The organism is Citrobacter sp. A316 (assembly GCF_002042945.1).
GTDB lineage: Bacteria > Pseudomonadota > Gammaproteobacteria > Enterobacterales > Enterobacteriaceae > Citrobacter > Citrobacter portucalensis.
The window spans coordinates 58,330-76,627 of the sequence record NZ_MVFZ01000010.1 but is presented as its reverse complement, the minus strand read 5'-3'; the positions used below and the strand labels follow the sequence as shown (position 1 = coordinate 76,627).

Genomic DNA, 18,298 nt, shown 5'->3' with positions numbered 1-18,298 from the left:
TTTAGCTTGATTCATCCATTGAGTAAAAACGCTAAGGTATCGCCTCGCCTGACGATATGAGAAAAAAATGACAAATACACCTTCCTCCCGTGGCAAGAGCGCAGCATTGCTGATCGCGGGGATCCTGATGATTGCCACCACATTGCGCGTCACCTTTACCGGTGCAGCTCCGTTGCTGGATGCAATTCGCGCCGACTACGGTCTGAGTACCGCCCAGACGGGGCTTCTGACCACCCTGCCACTGCTGGCTTTCGCACTGGTTTCACCTCTGGCTGCCGCCGTTGCGCGCCGTTGGGGTATAGAACGCAGCCTGTTTGTCGCTATGCTACTGATTTGCGCTGGTATTGCGATACGTTCGTTGCCCTCACCAGGGTTCCTGTTTTGCGGCACCGCCATCATTGGTTGCGGAATCGCGTTGGGAAATGTGCTGTTACCCGGTCTGATTAAGCGCGATTTTGCTCACCATGTGGCGAAACTCACTGGCGCATACTCGCTGACCATGGGCGCGGCAGCAGCACTGGGTTCCGCCATTGTGGTACCGCTGGCATTGAACGGGTTTGGCTGGCGCGGTGCGCTGATGGTACTGATGGCCTTTCCGCTACTGGCGCTGATTATCTGGTTACCCCAATGCCGCCAGACGGCCAATGCCAGTTTGAGCAACTCGCGCGCTTTGCATTCCCGCGCGATCTGGCGCTCCAGCCTCGCCTGGCAGGTAACGCTGTTTCTGGGGATCAATTCGCTTATCTACTATGTCATCATCGGTTGGCTGCCCGCCATTTTGATCAGCCACGACTACAGCGAGGCGCAGGCCGGCTCGCTGCATGGTTTACTGCAACTGGCAACCGCCGCGCCGGGATTATTGATTCCTCTCGTCCTGAACAGATTTAAGGATCAACGCGCCATCGCCGCTCTGGTTTCATTAATGTGCGCCGTCGGTGCGGCGGGATTCGCCATGATGCCCGATCAGGCATTGCTATGGACCATCCTGTTTGGCTTTGGCTCAGGCGCGACGATGATCCTCGGCTTAACCTTTATTGGACTGCGCGCAAGCTCAGCACATCAGGCTGCTGCCCTCTCCGGCATGGCACAGTCTGTCGGATATTTATTGGCAGCCTGCGGACCACCGCTGATGGGGAAAATTCACGACCTCGACGGTACCTGGCTGATTCCGCTTGGTGGGGTCGCCGTGTTAGCGGTGCTGATGGCGGTATTTGGTCTGTGCGCGGGGCGCAACCGGGAGATCGCGAGCGCATAATAATGCAGAGGGCAGGTTCGTGGACAACCTGCCCGTATTTTTATTCGCGCGCGGCGCGCAGCAGCGCCTGAACTAACGGCACGGGTTTTCCCGCCAGCGCTCCGCGTTCATGCTGAAAGAGCGTGCCGACATAAAATGGATGCGTCACCAGCTCAATGGCACGAATATCACCAGCCTCATCCCAGCCGGTCACCCGCAGATCGCCGCTTTCAAGCTCGGCGGCAAAATCTTCCGATACACCATAGTTGCAGTGATATCCCTCGGTGATAACATCCCGCCCGTAGGCTTTGGCAATCAGCGTATTGGCCCGCAACTCAATATCATCCGTTTTTTCTACCAGCGAACAGGTCAATGGTGCTATCACCATTCTACCCGTGGTGTCCGTCTCGGCGTGGGCGGCGTCGCTCCAGCCCAGCACGTTGCGGGCATACTCCAGAATCGCATGTTGAAAACCGCCACAGGTCCCCAGGAATGGGATACTGTTTTCACGCGCGTAGCGTATCGCTATTAGCGCCCCTTCAAGATGGCGATACGGACTGCTTGGAACGACCCAGATGGCATCATAGCCAACCAAGTCCTCACCACTGTTGATATCAGATGTAGTTAGCCAGTCATAATCAGCCACCAACTCCAGGACGGCGGCGGCATCATCGATAGCAAGGGGAATGGCCTGGTGCGCCACAATATCGGGGCTGTAATCGCCCACCAGCGCAATGCGAAGCGTATCTTTAATTGGGGAAATTTCCATTAAGCTTTCCTTGTGTCCTGACAATAAGGGACAGCATAAGGAGTCTCAGCCTACCGACTTTTTAGTGGTATCACAATCCCTTAAATTGGGAGTCAGGGCGGGCAAAATGCTATAATGGTCACGTTTTACGATCTTATTTAACCGTAATAAAATTGATGAGCAATACCTGAGCGGTAGCTGAAAGGAGCGGATGAAGAGATGAAGATTCAGTGTAAACGCGTGTATGACCCGGCAGAAAAAAGCGATGGTTATCGCGTGTTGGTCGATCGGTTGTGGCCACGCGGGATAAAAAAGACTGACCTTACTTTCAACGAATGGAATAAAACGCTGACACCATCCTCTGAATTGCGCAAAGCATTCCACGCAGAACTGATCGATTTTTCACACTTTTCCGAACAATATCGCGCAGAGCTGGCCCAACAGCAGCAGGAAGGAAAGCGCCTCGCAGAGATTGCCCGACAGCAAACCTTAACGCTACTGTATGCGGCGAAAAACACCCAGCAAAACCACGCGCTGGTGCTCGCTGAGTGGCTACGTCAATGTTGACTGCCTATTACTTGCCCGTTGCCGGATGATCTCTACGCCAGAGTGACCATTCGTCAATTACTTCCCCGTTGGGTAGTTTGCAGTCAGACTTAACACCTTGCGGAGTCTGCACCGCAATCAACGAGCCGCCCTTCTGTTCGCAATACACCGATGCCGGATTCGCCATGCCAACTTTCGGTGGCACAGGCGCTTCCGGTTCCGTGGTACACCCCGCCAGCACCAGCAATCCAGGCAAAACAATAGACGCAAGTTTCATATTTACTCCTGTTAAAAACCTTATTCTGGCAGGTTACCCCGACTTTCCATCTATCTCCATGTTTTCCTGCCAGCTATCCATTTTATGTTTACATTCTGAACTGGATGGCGTGTTTCATCTTTCCCCTCGATGTTCTATCATGCGGGCAACGTCAGCCCAGTCATTACTCAGGAGCATTTACACCTCATGTCGGACATGATCCTTGCCAGAGTCTCACAATCCTTAGCTACGGAGCAGTCAGTTGAGAGTCTGGTTCGCCAACTTCTGGAGATGCTGGAGATGGTGACTGAGATGGAATCGACCTACCTGACCAAGGTCGATCTGGATGCCCGTCTGCAGCATATTCTGTATGCACGTAATAGCCGCCAAATGCAGATCCCCGAAGGGCTGTCAGTGCCGTGGGATGAAACGCTGTGCAAACGCGCTATTGAGGAAAACTGTCTGTACAGCGACAACGTGCCCGCACGCTGGCCGGACTGTACAGCCGCTCGCGCACTGGACATCACCACCTTTCTGAGCACTCCCGTTCATCTTCCGGACGGAACGTTTTACGGTACACTCTGCGCGACCAGCCGCCATCAGCAGGCATTGAGCCAACGTGGGGAACAAGTATTACATCTGTTTGCCGGTCTGATCGCCCAGTCTATTCAAAAAGAGTCGCTGGTTGCTCAGTTACGTGAAGCAAACGCCGCGCTGATTGCCCACTCCTACACCGATGCCCTGACGGGATTACCGAATCGGCGCGCAATTTTTGAAAATGTAGAGACCCTTTTTTCGCTTGCCCGCCACCTCAGACAGAAGATAGTTGTCGCCTATATCGATTTGGATGATTTCAAATTGATCAATGACCGCTTTGGCCACGAGGTTGGCGACCAGTTCCTGATCCAGATTGGGCAGCGCCTGCTCCGTGAATGTAGTGATAATGATATTCTCGGTCGACTGGGCGGCGACGAATTTTTAGTCGTTAGCCTGTCAGCGGAAGATGAACAGGATCAGCGTATACGTCTGCAGCAGGCGAAAAATCAGCTGCAACAGCAGATTTGCGGTGACTACCACCTGGGTGACATTCATCTGTTTTATCCTGGTGCCAGCCTGGGTGTGGTGGAAATTGATCCGCTGGAGACTGATGTAAACTGTGCGCTTCATCTTGCAGACAGCGCAATGTATCAGGATAAAAAGCGTCAGGATAAAACCCCTTTTGTCGTACATTAAGCCCTGCTATGCTGGCTCGTCTTTAAATAACTCTGGTAGATAATCGTATGCGACTCGGTATTATTTTCCCTGTCATTATTTTCATTTCCGCTGTCGTTTTCTTATCCTGGTTTTTTATTGGCGGCTACGCTGCGCCGGGAGCATAACGATGAAAAAAACAACGATTATTATGATTGGCGTGGCGATCATCGTGGTTCTGGGCACGGAACTGGGGTGGTGGTAACCAAAATAAAGGCCACTTATCAGTGGCCTTTATTGCCTGCATGTTTAGTTAGCTTTTGATTTTTCTATAGATAAATAACACCACAATCGCACCGATAACCGCTACGACAAAACTGCCGAAGTTGAAACCATCAACTTTACCAAAACCAAAGAAGGTACTGATCCAGCCACCCACTACCGCACCGACAACCCCTAAGATAATGGTCATAAAGAATCCGCCGCCATCTTTACCCGGCATAATCCATTTTGCCAAAATCCCAGCGATAAGACCGAAAACCACCCATGAAATAATGCCCATAATTTTCCTCACTTATGTTTTTAAATTAACGATTCACTCGTCGTATAAAAGCATAGCATAGCGCTGATAAATTAAAATTTGTGATCGCCATCACTTCATATTTTCATCTTTTTCCGATGTTTCATAAGGTTATGACTGCTGACCAGCAGGCTAAATTTTTGTCACTACTCGTCATTAGTGTCGAATCGTCAGTCATTCCGCTTAACGTTTTTGCCGTCAGCCCTGTTATTGCTTGTTTTTCACTTCTGGCACACTTTATGCTTAAACTACCCGTCGCTACGACAAATCGTAGTCCGCGGTGCTTATCGCGTGGCTGCGTCTACAATTCGCGCTATTTCAGCATTTAACAGGTCTGTTATTGATGAAAAAAATCACCAGTGTTTGCCCATACTGTGGGGCCGGGTGCAAGCTCAAGCTTGTTGTCGAAAATAACAAAATCATCCGTGCCGAAGCCGCAGAGGGTGTAACGAACCAAAATCAGTTATGCCTGAAAGGCTATTATGGTTGGGACTTTCTTAACGACACCCGCCTTCTGACTCCCCGTCTGACTCGCCCGATGATCCGTTATGAAAAAGGTGGAAAATTCACGCCCGTTAGCTGGGATGAAGCCATTCGCTACACCGCAAAACGCTTATCTGAAATCAAAAATACCTATGGCCCTCGCGCCATCATGACCACCGGCTCTTCACGTGGAACGGGGAATGAGACCAACTACGTGATGCAAAAATTCGCACGTGGCGTACTCCATACCAATAATGTCGATTGCTGCGCCCGGGTCTGTCACGGCCCTTCCGTTGCGGGGTTACAGGAAACGTTAGGCAATGGCGCCATGAGCAACTCTATCAGCGACATTGAAAACTCAAAATGCCTGCTGATCTTTGGTTATAACTGCGCCGACTCGCACCCAATCGTAGCCCGCCGGGTAATTAAAGCTCGCCAGAATGGCGCAAAAATCATTGTCTGCGACCCGCGTCGTATTGAAACCGCCCGTATTGCTGACCAACATTTGCAGTTGAAAAACGGTTGTAACATGGCGCTGGTTAATGCCTTTGGTCATGTTCTTATCGAAGAGCAACTCTACGATCGCGAGTATGTGCAAAAGCATGCGGAAGGGCTGGAAACATACTGGGAAACCGTTAAGGACTACGCCCCTGAAGCCGTTGAACATTTGACCGGTGTTCCCGCACAGCAGGTTCGCCAGGCGATGCGTACATTTGCCGCTGCTCCATCGGCAACCGTAATGTGGGGGATGGGCGTCACCCAGTTTGGTCAGGCCGTTGATGTGGTTCGCGGTTTATCGAGTCTGGCATTACTGACCGGGAATCTGGGTCGCCCTAACGTCGGCGTTGGTCCGGTGCGTGGGCAAAATAATGTGCAGGGCGCGTGCGATATGGGGGTACTACCTAACCAGTTCCCAGGGTATCAGGACGTGACTGATTCCGCAGTCCGGGAGAAATTTGCCAGCGCATGGGGCATTGACGTTAATCAGATGGATGACAAGGTCGGGACCCGTATCACCGAAGTTCCGCACCTGGCTATCGAAGGCAAAATAAAAGCCTACTACATCATGGGAGAAGATCCGTTGCAAACCGAGGCGGACCTGGGACTGGTCCGCGAAGGGTTTAACGCGCTCGATTTTATCGTCGTGCAAGACATCTTCATGACTAAGACAGCGGAAATGGCCGACGTCCTCCTGCCGGCCACCTCATGGGGCGAACATGGCGGCGTCTTTACCTGTGCCGATCGCGGCTTCCAGCGTTTTGAGAAAGCGATTGAACCCACCGCTAACGTAAAGCGTGACTGGGAGATTATCAGTCTGCTGGCCAGCGAAATGGGCTATCCAATGCAGTATCAAAATAACCAGCAAATCTGGGATGAGATGCGCGAGCTGTGCCCGCTGTTCTACGGCGTGACCTATGAGAAGATGGGGGAAATGGGGCATGTTCAGTGGCCATGTCCGGATCTCGATAGTCCTGGTACGCCATACCTTTACGCACACAGCCAGTTTGATACCGCCAACGGCAAAGGCAAACTGTTTGCCGCACCGTGGCGAGCGCCCGCAGAAGTTCCGGATGACAAATATCCGCTGGTACTGTGTACCGTGCGTGAGGTTGGGCACTACTCCTGTCGCTCGATGACCGGTAACTGCGCGGCGTTACAAGCGTTGGCTGATGAACCAGGATATGTGCAAATCAATACCCATGATGCCGAAAAACTCGGTATCCGTCATCGTGATCTGGTGTGGGTCAGCTCGCGTCGGGGTAAGGTCATCAGCCGCGCGGATGTGTCCGAGCGCATCAATGCCGGAACGGTATATATGACCTATCAATGGTGGATTGGTGCATGCAACGAGTTAACCCAGGATAACCTCGATCCAATCTCGAAAACGCCGGAAACCAAATATTGTGCCGTAAATATCGAGCACATTACGGATCAGATATGGGCCGAAAAGTATGCCGCTCAATCGTATAGCGATATGAAATCACGCTTGTGTGAGGCGATTGCGTAAGTCACCACCCTTGCCGCCTGAGTCTGGATACCCAGACTCAGGTTTTATCTCATTACTTCGCCAGGTGTGGTTCGCTGAAGCGGATGGAGGCAGATTCCTCCAGCTTATCCCGCTGCATAAAACCGAAGTTCATCAGAAACAACCCCGCCATAAATGGTAGTTCATACAGTTCTTCAATCAGATCGCCATAATGGGTATTGTGCAGGAAGATGGGAGCCAGCAGACGATGATGCTCTACCGTATCGGAAATCAAAAATGCGCAGGCGGTAATCGCCAGCATCCAGACCGGTAATGGTTCATTACGCACGCGTCGGACAATATCCAGGCGTAAGCGCTTCGACAACAGCACCGGCAGAATAATCATGGCAATTAATACAACGGAGATAGCTCTGAACAGAAGTTTAGAATGCTCAGGGAAGTAATCACGCCCCCAACTGGTGCTTCGGCCCAGCAACACCAGCCACCACACAGTCGCCCAAAGCCAAAATTGTTTCCCACCTTCAGGACGTGATAAAGGCCGGATGTAGCTGAGAGTAAATACTGCACCAAACAGTAGCCATAACGCCTGCCCATTTTCGATCCATTTGACGACAGTGCCATTGAGCAGCGGAAGATTCCAGTTCGCGGTGAACGGGATCGCCACAATGACCAGTCCAAGAATAAGCGTGGGTAATGTAAGTTGGGTGTTCAGTTTCATAAGCGCGATGTTCTGTATTGTGACTGTTTTGCGATCATAACGTCTGTGAATGATCAACAATTAGCATTCAATGCGAATTTCTTAAGGTATTCTTAAGGAATCTTTTTCCGGACATCACCCCATTCAACATAAACAAAAAAACCGCACAACGCGTCAAAACGCAGTGCGGTTAGTAGATAAAAATTCAGTGTATTCAATCAGTAGGAGTAATTAACGCCTACCATCCGCACACTTCATGCTCATTCTCGGTATCGTATGAACGTACGGTATTGACCAGATCTTTAACAACTTCTGCTGCCACATCCGGCACCAGTAATGTCATCGGCGCTTCTGTTTCATAATCAACAGAAACACCGTTGCTGTTATTAGTCACGGTTACGGTATAGGTTGCTTTGCCCATGATTTACTCCTTGCCGGTGCGCACGACTTTTCGTTGATTTGCACTCTCCATCAGAACTTCCGGGGCAACGAAAAAATCGATATTAAAGTAAGTGTCGTCGGTCATCACTTCGATGTTATGCCATTTTTCCGGCGGAAAAACGCCAAACTGACCGGCTTCAATAACCATCACCTCTACTGGCTCCGGGCTGTGTTCATCGGCGTATCCGAGATATTTGACCGCCCCCTGCATAACAGAAAGTCGTGGATAAACCCCGGCACGAGTTCCTTTATCAAGGTGGCGTTCGAAAATTCCGGCAGGCGCCGTTTCTTTATTCCAGAATGGAGTAGAGCGTGTATGGATATGATTCTGTGGAATTTGAAGCATTTTTCTTCCCTTTTCCAGTCGACAACCAGCGAGTCTTATTGAACCGCTGCTGTACACAGGGTACGCCTCAAAATATACATTTAAAATACCATTTATTGGTTATAACCCTACAATTATAAATGAAAAGTAAAGCGTCATATTGAAGGCCCGCCGCAACCAGCGGGCCAATGGCATCACGACTGAAGCGTAGCCAGACGAGCGGCAAAACCAACGAAAATCAGGCCGATAAGGGAATTACCCACTTTGGCCAGTTTTTTCTTCGTGCGAATATACTGCGTCACGAACGCGCCGGAGAAAATAAGGAAGCTCAGATAGAAAAAGCTCACTACCTCAAGCGTAATGGCCAAAATAAAGAATGACAGTCCTGAGTGCGGCGCATTGACATCAATAAACTGCACGAAGAACGAAACATAAAACAAAATAGCTTTTGGATTCGTCAGGCTCAGAATTAATGCTCGCTTAAAAATAGCGCCAAACGGGACTTCCTCAGGCGCGGCGTCGCTGGCTTTCGATTTCAGTGTCGCATACAGGATCTTCGCACCGAGGTACAACAGATAAAAAGCGCCAAGATAGCGAACGATGTTGAACAAAACGGGCGTTGTTTTGATCAATGCGGCAACACCGGCATAGGCCAAAAACATCAACACGGCATCACCGATAAACACACCGCTTGCGGCGAGATAACCGCCCTTCACTCCCCGACCAACGCTGTTCTTTAACACAAATATCGTATTTGGCCCCGGTACCAGCACGATAAAAATAGCCCCCACCAGATACGTCCAGTAATTCAGAACTCCATACTCTGCGAACACGTTAACCTCTTCCTGAAAAAACACATGCACTTGCTGCGATACAATATGCTAACGAATGCATCGGGTGATGGAAAGAGAAGGTTATGAATTAAAAAAACCCGCCACTGGTGACGGGTGTGTACAGATAAGGTTAGCCCAGATTAATGGTGCAGCATCTCATCCACAACCTCTTCTCCCTTCAACTGATAAGGGTAATAGGTAGGCCAGTTTTCCATCTCTTCAAGCAAGGCTGCCTGCGAGGTATTTCCCATAAAGATATGGAAGTGGCTCGATTTACGCGGTGCGATAATATGATCGCTAAATTGCACATATTTAGGCGCTTTACTGTCAGCAGCTTTACACTCAAACAGATACCGTACACCTTTCTTGCCTGATTTATAGTGCAGGATTTTATATCCGGCATAGTCGTATTTACATGATGCAACCTGATTACCGGTATGAAACTCCATCACACCATTTTCAATGCCGATAGTGTCTACGTTGGTTACATAGCCTGTACGGTAATACGCTTTAATTTGTTCTGCTGTTTTATTTTTATCTTTCTCCGCTTTCTTTTTGAACACCGGATCAAGCTCGCCGCTGACCAGATACGGATAGACAGATTGCCACATGCCATCCCAGTCGGTCAGCGCCCTGTTCTGCACCTGGTTATCATCAAATACCCCTTCCGACGCCTTTTGTTCTGCTTCACTCATTGGCGCACCATGGGAATGATGACCATGCGCCAGAACCGAACCACTGACTAAAAGTATCCCCAGAGCGATTGTCAGTTTCTTAAAACGAATAGCCAAAATTTCACCCTCAAATCATTTGCGAGTGAAATGTTATAATATAACATCACATTTAAATCAACGACGTTGTGAAGTATTTAACCGCTCTGGTGCGCAATTTTCCAACGGCTGTCAAAATGGGCCTGATACTGCGCAACAACGGCAGGTTCGTCACGAATAACTAACACATTTTCAGAGTTGGCAAATTCTGCGGATTTGGCAAAGTTGAACGAACCGGTTTCCAGCGTGTCGCCATCAATAATCATTACCTTGTCATGCTGGATGTGGTAGTGACCATCCAGTTGCACATCAACTCCATTCGCGACAGCAAAAGCGATGGCCTTCTGGCTCACCTTGCCCTGGTTTCGTTTCTTGTCGATAACTGCCCGAACCACAACACCTCTCTTTTCGGCGTTTACCAGTGCCTGAACAATATCTGCAGACTGAAATGAATAAGCCATCATATCGATGCTGTGCTGCGCATGGTTAATCGAATCCAGCACTAAAGCCCGAGCCGACCCTTCCGGTGAAAAACCTACCTGAATGGAAGCGTGTGCTGCAAAAGCACCCGCCCCGTACATTAGCGCAGCCACAGCGATAGTTTTTACAATCACGTTAGTTATTTGCCTGAAAGGAGATACAAGCCGAAGAGGGTAACGCTCGCGTGCAGATCTGATCAAGCAGCGCCTGCTGATGACTGATAATGAGCATACCTAATGGCCGACGCTGGCATTCTTCAAGCAGCAGCGCCCAGATATCCCGTTGAATGGAAGGATCAAGCTGGGCGGTAATTTCATCGGCAATAAGAAAACGTGTCCGCGGGTCCAGCGCGCGAAGTAAAGCAATTCGCGCCAGTTCTCCGCCAGAAAGTTGTCCGGGACGGCGGGTTAACCACTCAGGGTTGATATGAAGACGGGTAAGCATTTCAGCATCCGGTCGCCAGGCATCATGCACCGCATCACCGGTGCTGCGTCGGGGGTTAAAAGTTAATTCCGGATGCTGTGGCACCAGTTGCACCGGGCAATACTGGTGCATCGGCAACGGTTGGTCATCAACCAGAATGTCACCCGAAGTTGGTTTCTGCCAGCCCGCCAGCACGCGTCCCAGCGTCGTTTTGCCAGTTCCACTGGGCGCACAAATCCCAATACGTTCACCAGGGCGTAGAGAGAAGGTCAGATTTTGCCACAGAACCTTTTCCCCCTGACGGATTGTTACATCACGACAGCACAGCATCGCGCTCTCCAAAAAGTTGATTTCTTTCAGGCAGCGCAAGCCATTGTCGTTGCAGATGTTCGCTAATCTCTCCGCGTAACAGCTGTTCCCGGCTGACGTTATCCGACACCCTTCCCTGATGCAGCGCGACAATACGATCTGCATGGCGGGCCGCCAGCGTGAGGTCATGCGTTACCCATAAAACACCGGCCCCATGCTCACATTGCTCACGCAACTGTTCAAGCAGTTGATTAGCCAGTGGTGCATCAAGCCAGGCGGTAATTTCATCCGCCAGAATATAGCGAGCCTGACTCAGAGACGCGTGACAGGCCAGGACACGTTTCGCCATACCGCCTGAAAGCTGGCGCGGAAAAGCATCTAATACGCGACTTTCCAGTCGGCTACGCTGGAGCAATCGTTCAATTTTTCCGGCATTCCATTGCTGGCCAGAAAGCTGGCATGCCCTGCGCAGATGCTTTTCAATCGAAAGCAGCGGATTAAGTGCCTGAATACCTTGAGGGACATAGCTGAAGGTGTTGCCGCGACATTTGCGAATATCATCACTGTCCAGCGTTTTACCTTCCAGGGTAATAACGCCGTTGAAACGCAAATTGTCTGGTAAGAGATCGAGCAGACATTGCAGCAACAGGCTCTTACCTTCCCCACTTCCCCCAACTAACGCCACCATCTGACCAGGCGCTACGTCGAAAGAGATATCTTGTAACAGCGAAGACCAGTTTTTCGCGCCGTACCAGCGATAACGCGCCACGTCCAGCGAGACCTGCCTTAAACTCAACATGCGTCACCTCGTAACCATAAACGATGCACCGCCCTTGCGAGCTGATCGAATAACATCACCAGACTGAACAGCATCAGTCCTGGAAACAGCACTAACCACCAATCGCCATGACTGATAAACCGCAGCGCATCCGCCAGCAGCAGGCCCAGTGACGGTTCATGCGGCGCCAGTCCAAAACCGAGGAAGCTTAACGCCGCGCTGTGCAACACCGCGTGGGGAAACATCAGCAATGTTCCCGTTAGCCACTGGGGTAATAACGCCGGTAGATAGTGATGCCGCCAGCAGTAAAAATGGCCGTGTCCCAGACGCCAGGTCAACGTCAGATAGTCACTGTGGGCCACGCGCTGCGCTTCAGCACGCAGGATCAGCGCCAGACGCGGCCAGTGCGTTAGTGCAACCGCCATGATCACCCCGTTTTTCCCGCCCCCCAGCGTAAAACAGATCAAAATGAGCAACAGCAGATGCGGCATCGACAGCATGGCATCAGTAATCAGACGCATAAGCACATCCAGACGCGGATGTATGCGCGAAACCGCCGCCATTAGTAGCGCAATCAAGCCACTGCACAACGCCGCACCAATACCAATTTGCAGACTGGTTAGTGCTCCCTGAAAACAACGGATCCACAGATCGCGACCAAGGTTATCGGTGCCAAACCAGTACATCGCATCAGGCGGTAGATGACGGGCAAGAAGATTAACGCTCAACGGGTTATCCAGCATTGCGGCACCATACACTGCAATGAATAACAGGCAGCTAAAAGAGAACAAAAGACGAATCAGCGTCGGCGTCGGGTTATAGAGCATCAGGTCGTTCCAGAGCACGGTTCAACATACGGACAAGCCAGGTAGACAGCGAATTGCCAATGAACACCAATACGGTACTGAACAACACAATCCCCATCAGTAACGGCAGATCGCCGCGTAACCCGGCATCAATGGTGGCCTGCCCCAGTCCTGGGTAAGCGAAGACTTTTTCGGCCAATAGTGCACCTCCCAACAGCTCCCCCAGCGAGGCAAACTGCAAACACAGCGCAGGCGTAATTGCATGACGTAGAACCTGATGACGCAACAGCGACCAGCCTTTATCTCCCTGAGAACGCGCAAAACGGACAAAATCGCTTTTCATCACGCTGGCGATGCTTTCCCGTGTATGCAGCGTAATTTGTCCCAGCCCCAGCAAACTGAGCGCGCAAACGGGAAGCACCAGATGACGCAAACGCTCGGTCAGCGTGGCCATATCGCCGCTGTTGCCCGGCTCCCACGCGCAGCAGACCGGAAATACCGGCCAGCGCACGGCAAATAACGCCAGCAGCAACATGCCAATCCAGAAGGTCGGCAGCGAAGAAAGCAGATAGCTGAGGCGACAGATTGCTTTGTCCGGCCAGCGATTCAGGTAGCGACCCGCGACAAACCCCATTGCCGTTCCCAATATGCCGGAGAGTAGCCACGCGCCGCCAAGCAGCGCAAACGAAGTGGAAAAACGTTCCTTGATCACGCTGGCAACCGGCGCATTAAACAACATGGAATAGCCGAGATCGCCCTGCAATACCCGTACAAACCAGTGACCAAAACGCTCCCATAGCGGCTGGTCCAATCCCCAGCGAGCAGCAATGCGTGCATATTGCTCCGGCGGCACATGCAGGAGATCGTTGCCAATATATGCACGAATCGGATCAACCGGAGAAAAGCTGAGCAGCACAAAAGTGCCAGCCGCAACCAGCACTAATAGCACTATCAGCCGTAGAAAATGGCCCACAACAGACTTCATCAACGGCAGGTCCAGGTCCATTCGTCCAGATTATTGAGCAGTGACCAGCTACCGTGAATCTCCGGTGCGCCTTTGCCTAAATCAATACACGGATTTGCCAGGTAGGTGTGCTGAATATTCAGCAGCCATGCCCAGGCAGCATCGCCCTGCACGCCAGCCCCTTGCTTGCCATCCCACTCCACTTGTTGCCAGAAAGGCAACGCTTTTTGCCAGTCCGGGGCGTCAATAGCCTGTTTAAGATGCTGTTCAACAACAGGGTTGCTGTAATAGCCTGGATTGTAATATTCCACGCCCGCGGCCTGATTACTGTAATGATGGAACAGCTCCATCGGATCCAGACTTCCCCAACCAAATAGTGTCGGGTTCGCATGCATGTGACGCTCAACAGTTTCCCAGCTTCCGGATTGTAGCGAGATCTGAATCCCTACTGGCTCCAGCATTGCGCGGACAGCTTCGGCTAAATCCCGGCGCGTACTGTCACCGCTGGCGTACCATAAAGTCAGTCGAGCCTCTTTGCCGTCTTTCACTCGTACGCCATCTTTACCCACCTTCCAGCCAGCTTCGTCCAGAATCGTGCGTGCTTTTTCGCTGTCACCATCTTTGAACACAACGGATTGCCCCTGCCATGGCAGCCCCTGTACTGCGCTATACGCAGGAATCGCATGACCTTCCATGACCTGATCGGCAAGCTGCTTACGGTCGATTGCATAGTTGATGGCGCGCCTGATGGCAACATCGGCAGTGATATCGTTCCCAATCGGATAGCCATTGGCGTCTTTTTTACCTGCAGGAACCATCGGGAACACAATGCCCCGGTTTTCCACGCTATCGCGTACCCAAAGTTTCAAGTTTTTCTGCTGAGGAGCGACCGCCATCGACGGCGCGATACGTACGAGTCCCAATTGGCCACTGCGCGCTGCGGCATAAGCGTTATCTTCATCAAGGAAGACAAACACCAGCTTACTGAAATCATTTTTCTTACCGGCATACCAGGGGTTAGCCTCCACGATCAACTGCTGTCCCGGCTGAAAACTAACCAGCCGATAAGGACCCGCGCCAATCGGATTTTTGGCAAATGTTTTTTCGTCATACCGTTTCGCCGGAACAATACCCAAAGACCCCAGCACATTCACAAAGGTGCTCTGTGGGCTATTCAGCGTAATTTCTACCGTGCGGTTATCTTTCAGGCTGGCATGGGTGAAGTTTCCCATGTCGATTTTGCCGCCGCTTTTTGCTGCTTTGTTATAGGTGAACACCACATCTTCAGCGGTTAGCGGGGAGCCATCAGAGAATTTGAGGTCGGGTTTTAACGTCAACGTCCAGGTTTTGCCGTCTGCGCTGGTCTCTACTTTTTCCGTCAGCAGGTTTCCCCAGCTCATATCTGCATTTTGTTTTAATAATGGTGCATGCAAAAGCAAATAGCTGCCATGACTCCAGCCCAACATCGGGTCAAACCCTTCCGTTGGTTCTGGTCCAATTGCCAGTTTTAACGTCTGCCCTTCGCTCGCATTTTGCGCGGCAAGAAGTGGTGAGGTTAATGCGAGAGTCAATGCGCACGTAAGCAGTGCCAGCTTGCCTTTGATCATTATGTTATCCAGATTTACGTTATTTTTATGCTGCATAACGATTTACCGTCGTTAAGCAGTCTCCTGGGGAAGGGATTATGGCGGACAGAAATGATGAAAAAAATGATGCGGCGCAGAAAAGTATGACGATTTTATAAAATTATCATACTTTTTTCTGATACTCCGTTATGAGTACGATATGAATCTCAGAAAATAGGTTAATCCCTCGCCATTTATTCAATGGAATATTAATCCCGATCTAATAATTACCCATGCGGACTATTGGTCCTCCCTGCTAATTCCTTATCTAAAATTCATGACAATTTATGTATATTTATTCAAGAAAAACACCAGAAGTGACAAGTTATGTAAATTTGTAATGATAATTATTTGTATTATCATTTCCATCAATTATCTTACTGCCTTTGAATTTTTAACAAAGGAAGTTTGACTATGCGTTTAAAACCTGTTGCCTCTGTCGTTCTGTCCTGTTTTGGATTTTCCAGCCCCCTGGTGTTTGCTGAAGATGTCATGGTGGTAACCGCTTCCGGTTATGAAAAGAAAATCACCAATGCCGCCGCCAGCGTCTCTGTTATTTCACAGCAAGAGTTACAAACCAATAAATATAATGACTTAGGTGAAGCCCTGCGTTCTGTTGAAGGGGTAGATGTTGAAAGCAGCACCGGTAAAACCGGTGGTCTTGAGGTTAGTATCCGCGGCATGCCCGCCAGCTATACCTTGATCCTGATTGACGGTATTCGTCAAAACGGCAGCAGCGACGTAACGCCAAACGGCTTCTCTGCCATGAATACCAGCTTTATGCCCCCGCTGGCGGCAATCGATCATATTGAGGTGATCCGCGGCCCGATGTCGACGCTTTATGGGTCCGACGCAATCGGTGGCGTGGTGAATATCATCACCAAAAAAAGCACAGATAAATGGAGCACTTCCATCAATACCGGCGTTAACCTGCAAGAGAGTAATAAATGGGGTAACAGCACCGTTGCCAACTTCTGGTCAAGTGGCCCATTAATCGCGGGCGTACTGGATATGCAGGTTCGGGGAAGTACAACCCAGCGTCAGGGTTCCAGCGTCACCTCCCTCAGCGATACCTCCTCCACCCGCGTACCTTATCCTACCGAGTCGGAAAACTACAATATCGGTACGCGCTTCGACTGGAAAACCAATGAGAACAATACGCTGTGGTTAGATCTCGATTCCGCCAGACAGCGCTATGACAACGATGACGGGCAGTTGGGCAACCTGACAGGGGGGTATGATAAAACGCTACGCTATGAGCGTAACAAAGTGACCCTCGGTCACGATACAGCCTTAACGTTCGGCACCTGGAAATCCTCCCTTGGCTGGAATGAAACCGAGAACAAAGGCCGGCAATTGGTATCTTCCGCACTCACGCCAGAGAACGCAGGTCGGGCCGGTGACGCACGTGAACTGAAGAACACTAACGTTATTCTTGACTCAGTGCTGCTGACGCCATTAGGTGATTCACACCTCTTAACCCTTGGCGGAGAATACTGGGATGCAAGGATGAAAGATGGTGTGGTGCTGGCAAATACCGGCGAGACGTTCCATCAAAAAACGTGGGCAGCTTATGCGGAAGATGAATGGCATATTCTCGACTCGCTGGCCTTAACCGCAGGAACACGCTATGAGCATAACGATGTCTTTGGCGGTCATCTCAGCCCACGAGCCTATATGGTCTGGGACGTTTCCGACGCCTGGACGCTCAAAGGCGGCGTGACGACAGGTTATAAAGCACCATCACTGAGCCAGTTGCATAACGGGATCAGCGGTGTAACCGCGCAGGGAACGGTGAATACGGTCGGTAACCCGGACCTCAAACCTGAGGAAAGTATCAGCTACGAAACCGGGCTCTATTACGAGAACGACGCTGGGCTTAACGCCAACATTACCGGCTTCTATACCGAATACAAAAATAAAATTGTCTCATATTCTATCGATGATAATACCAACAGCTATACCAACAGCGGCAAGGCAAGGACCGATGGCGTTGAATTTGCCAGCACCTTCCCTCTATGGTCGGATGTGCTGACCTTATCTCTCAACTACACCTACACTCAGAGCAAGCAAAAAGATGGTGAAAATAAAGGCGCGCCATTAAGTTACACGCCAAAACATATGGCTAACGCCCGTCTAAACTGGCAGGCAACGGAAGATATGAACGCCTGGTTAAGCGCACGTTATCGCGGCAAAGCCCCTCGCTTTACCCAAAATTACGACAACCTCAGCGCGGTACAAAAGGCCGTCTATGACGATAAAGGCGCTGATTTAAAAGCCTGGACCGTTGTCGACATGGGGATGTCTTATAAGCTGACCAAAGATCTGACGCTTAATACGGCGGTTAATAACGTGCTGGATAAAGACTTTAGTGAGGTCAAATTGTACCAGGTGGGCCGTAATAGCACCTACGCAGGTGATTATTATCAGACTGCACAGTCCACTACCGGATACGTAAACCCGGGCCGTAACTACTGGGTATCTTTAAACTATCAGTTCTAATTGTATAAGGCCCTGCTGGTCGGGGCACACTAATACCCTGACCAGCAGAATATTATTGAGAGAAGACACAAGATATAATCAGCAACTTATTTTAACATATAAGAATATTTAAATAATTAATACAGAAACACCCCTTCCTGCACCATTAGATACAATGCCAAAACAATAACCCCAACGATACCGCCTAAAAACAGGACTGCGGCAATCGCAAGCTGGTTGCGGTTTGTGTACTTTGTTTTGTTTCGCACATCCAACTTTTTTTTGGCCGCTCTGTGACTTGAATCACGCTCCATCGCGAATGTTATATCTGCCATACCATT

Annotated in this window: 22 protein-coding genes; 7 read left to right on the top strand and 15 right to left on the bottom strand. The window is 50.4% G+C overall.

The window, feature by feature from the left end:
- The first annotated feature begins 67 nt into the window (after positions 1 to 67).
- Entirely contained in the window at positions 68 to 1,255 is a 1,188-nt protein-coding gene (locus tag BZK41_RS13780) for a CynX/NimT family MFS transporter (RefSeq protein WP_079938498.1), read from the top strand.
- 40 nt (positions 1,256 to 1,295) lie between these two features.
- Here BZK41_RS13780 and BZK41_RS13775 read toward each other — a convergent pair whose 3' ends face one another.
- The gene (locus BZK41_RS13775) at positions 1,296 to 2,003 is read right to left on the bottom strand and encodes a CTP synthase (protein ID WP_079938497.1); all 708 of its coding nucleotides are present in this window, start codon (positions 2,001 to 2,003) and stop codon (positions 1,296 to 1,298) included.
- 198 nt (positions 2,004 to 2,201) lie between these two features.
- On the opposite strand from BZK41_RS13775, the gene BZK41_RS13770 reads away from it, so the two are divergent.
- Complete coding sequence (locus tag BZK41_RS13770; protein ID WP_079938496.1) at positions 2,202 to 2,549, top strand: DUF488 domain-containing protein; 348 nt, start codon at positions 2,202 to 2,204, stop codon at positions 2,547 to 2,549.
- Between the two features lie 7 nt (positions 2,550 to 2,556).
- Here BZK41_RS13770 and BZK41_RS13765 read toward each other — a convergent pair whose 3' ends face one another.
- Complete coding sequence (locus tag BZK41_RS13765) at positions 2,557 to 2,805, bottom strand: DUF333 domain-containing protein (RefSeq protein WP_079938495.1); 249 nt, start codon at positions 2,803 to 2,805, stop codon at positions 2,557 to 2,559.
- 186 nt (positions 2,806 to 2,991) lie between these two features.
- Between BZK41_RS13765 and BZK41_RS13760 the strand changes: the two genes are divergently transcribed.
- From BZK41_RS13760 to yoaJ, 3 genes are read left to right on the top strand one after another with little or no spacing between them, the layout of a single operon-like run.
- The gene (locus BZK41_RS13760; protein ID WP_079938494.1) at positions 2,992 to 4,017 is read left to right on the top strand and encodes a sensor domain-containing diguanylate cyclase; all 1,026 of its coding nucleotides are present in this window, start codon (positions 2,992 to 2,994) and stop codon (positions 4,015 to 4,017) included.
- 47 nt (positions 4,018 to 4,064) lie between these two features.
- On the top strand, positions 4,065 to 4,163 hold the full coding sequence (locus BZK41_RS26955; RefSeq protein ID WP_032941789.1) for a YoaK family small membrane protein: 99 nt from the start codon (positions 4,065 to 4,067) through the stop codon (positions 4,161 to 4,163).
- Positions 4,164 to 4,165: 2 nt separating this feature from the next.
- The gene (gene yoaJ / locus BZK41_RS26950; protein WP_095533175.1) at positions 4,166 to 4,240 is read left to right on the top strand and encodes a protein YoaJ; all 75 of its coding nucleotides are present in this window, start codon (positions 4,166 to 4,168) and stop codon (positions 4,238 to 4,240) included.
- Between the two features lie 48 nt (positions 4,241 to 4,288).
- Here the strand turns inward: yoaJ and BZK41_RS13755 are convergent, their stop codons facing one another.
- Complete coding sequence (locus BZK41_RS13755) at positions 4,289 to 4,537, bottom strand: GlsB/YeaQ/YmgE family stress response membrane protein (RefSeq protein ID WP_003832440.1); 249 nt, start codon at positions 4,535 to 4,537, stop codon at positions 4,289 to 4,291.
- Positions 4,538 to 4,898: 361 nt separating this feature from the next.
- Between BZK41_RS13755 and fdhF the strand changes: the two genes are divergently transcribed.
- Positions 4,899 to 7,046 carry a formate dehydrogenase subunit alpha gene (fdhF, locus tag BZK41_RS13750; RefSeq protein WP_079938493.1) on the top strand — a complete coding sequence of 716 codons (2,148 nt, stop codon included), beginning with the start codon at positions 4,899 to 4,901 and terminating at the stop codon, positions 7,044 to 7,046.
- Between the two features lie 52 nt (positions 7,047 to 7,098).
- On the opposite strand, the gene BZK41_RS13745 is transcribed toward fdhF, so the two are convergent.
- The 11 genes from BZK41_RS13745 to BZK41_RS13695 all read right to left on the bottom strand — a co-directional run bounded on the left by BZK41_RS13745 (position 7,099) and on the right by BZK41_RS13695 (position 15,494).
- Positions 7,099 to 7,743: a hypothetical protein gene (locus BZK41_RS13745; RefSeq protein ID WP_079938492.1), complete on the bottom strand. Its 645-nt coding sequence runs from the start codon at positions 7,741 to 7,743 to the stop codon at positions 7,099 to 7,101.
- A gap of 217 nt (positions 7,744 to 7,960) precedes the next feature.
- Positions 7,961 to 8,143 (bottom strand): DUF1869 domain-containing protein, encoded by a 183-nt coding sequence (locus BZK41_RS13740; protein ID WP_003832433.1) that lies wholly within the window; start codon positions 8,141 to 8,143, stop codon positions 7,961 to 7,963.
- 3 nt (positions 8,144 to 8,146) lie between these two features.
- Positions 8,147 to 8,509 (bottom strand): DUF1971 domain-containing protein YeaR, encoded by a 363-nt coding sequence (yeaR, locus tag BZK41_RS13735; RefSeq protein WP_003030735.1) that lies wholly within the window; start codon positions 8,507 to 8,509, stop codon positions 8,147 to 8,149.
- Positions 8,510 to 8,682: 173 nt separating this feature from the next.
- Positions 8,683 to 9,321, bottom strand: coding sequence for a leucine efflux protein LeuE (gene leuE, locus BZK41_RS13730; protein WP_003832429.1), 639 nt, complete (start codon positions 9,319 to 9,321; stop codon positions 8,683 to 8,685).
- A 140-nt stretch (positions 9,322 to 9,461) separates the two neighbouring features.
- Positions 9,462 to 10,112 carry a metal-binding protein ZinT gene (gene zinT / locus BZK41_RS13725; protein ID WP_079938491.1) on the bottom strand — a complete coding sequence of 217 codons (651 nt, stop codon included), beginning with the start codon at positions 10,110 to 10,112 and terminating at the stop codon, positions 9,462 to 9,464.
- A gap of 77 nt (positions 10,113 to 10,189) precedes the next feature.
- Positions 10,190 to 10,705 (bottom strand): phospholipase D family protein, encoded by a 516-nt coding sequence (locus tag BZK41_RS13720; protein WP_079938490.1) that lies wholly within the window; start codon positions 10,703 to 10,705, stop codon positions 10,190 to 10,192.
- Between the two features lies 1 nt (position 10,706).
- Positions 10,707 to 11,324, bottom strand: a complete 618-nt coding sequence (locus tag BZK41_RS13715; protein WP_079938489.1) for an ATP-binding cassette domain-containing protein — start codon at positions 11,322 to 11,324, stop codon at positions 10,707 to 10,709.
- Positions 11,308 to 12,102, bottom strand: coding sequence for an ATP-binding cassette domain-containing protein (locus BZK41_RS13710; protein WP_079938488.1), 795 nt, complete (start codon positions 12,100 to 12,102; stop codon positions 11,308 to 11,310). Before BZK41_RS13710 ends, BZK41_RS13715 begins: the two co-directional genes overlap by 17 nt.
- Positions 12,096 to 12,908 carry an ABC transporter permease gene (locus BZK41_RS13705; RefSeq protein ID WP_060682335.1) on the bottom strand — a complete coding sequence of 271 codons (813 nt, stop codon included), beginning with the start codon at positions 12,906 to 12,908 and terminating at the stop codon, positions 12,096 to 12,098. The genes BZK41_RS13710 and BZK41_RS13705 overlap by 7 nt, the downstream gene beginning before the upstream one ends.
- Positions 12,898 to 13,872 carry an ABC transporter permease gene (locus BZK41_RS13700; protein ID WP_079938578.1) on the bottom strand — a complete coding sequence of 325 codons (975 nt, stop codon included), beginning with the start codon at positions 13,870 to 13,872 and terminating at the stop codon, positions 12,898 to 12,900. Before BZK41_RS13700 ends, BZK41_RS13705 begins: the two co-directional genes overlap by 11 nt.
- Entirely contained in the window at positions 13,872 to 15,494 is a 1,623-nt protein-coding gene (locus BZK41_RS13695; protein WP_079938487.1) for an ABC transporter substrate-binding protein, read from the bottom strand. Before BZK41_RS13695 ends, BZK41_RS13700 begins: the two co-directional genes overlap by 1 nt.
- Positions 15,495 to 15,890: 396 nt before the next feature.
- Between BZK41_RS13695 and BZK41_RS13690 the strand changes: the two genes are divergently transcribed.
- Positions 15,891 to 17,978 carry a TonB-dependent receptor gene (locus BZK41_RS13690; RefSeq protein WP_079938486.1) on the top strand — a complete coding sequence of 696 codons (2,088 nt, stop codon included), beginning with the start codon at positions 15,891 to 15,893 and terminating at the stop codon, positions 17,976 to 17,978.
- A gap of 116 nt (positions 17,979 to 18,094) precedes the next feature.
- Here BZK41_RS13690 and BZK41_RS13685 read toward each other — a convergent pair whose 3' ends face one another.
- Complete coding sequence (locus tag BZK41_RS13685) at positions 18,095 to 18,292, bottom strand: hypothetical protein (protein WP_079938485.1); 198 nt, start codon at positions 18,290 to 18,292, stop codon at positions 18,095 to 18,097.
- Positions 18,293 to 18,298: the final 6 nt, after the last annotated feature.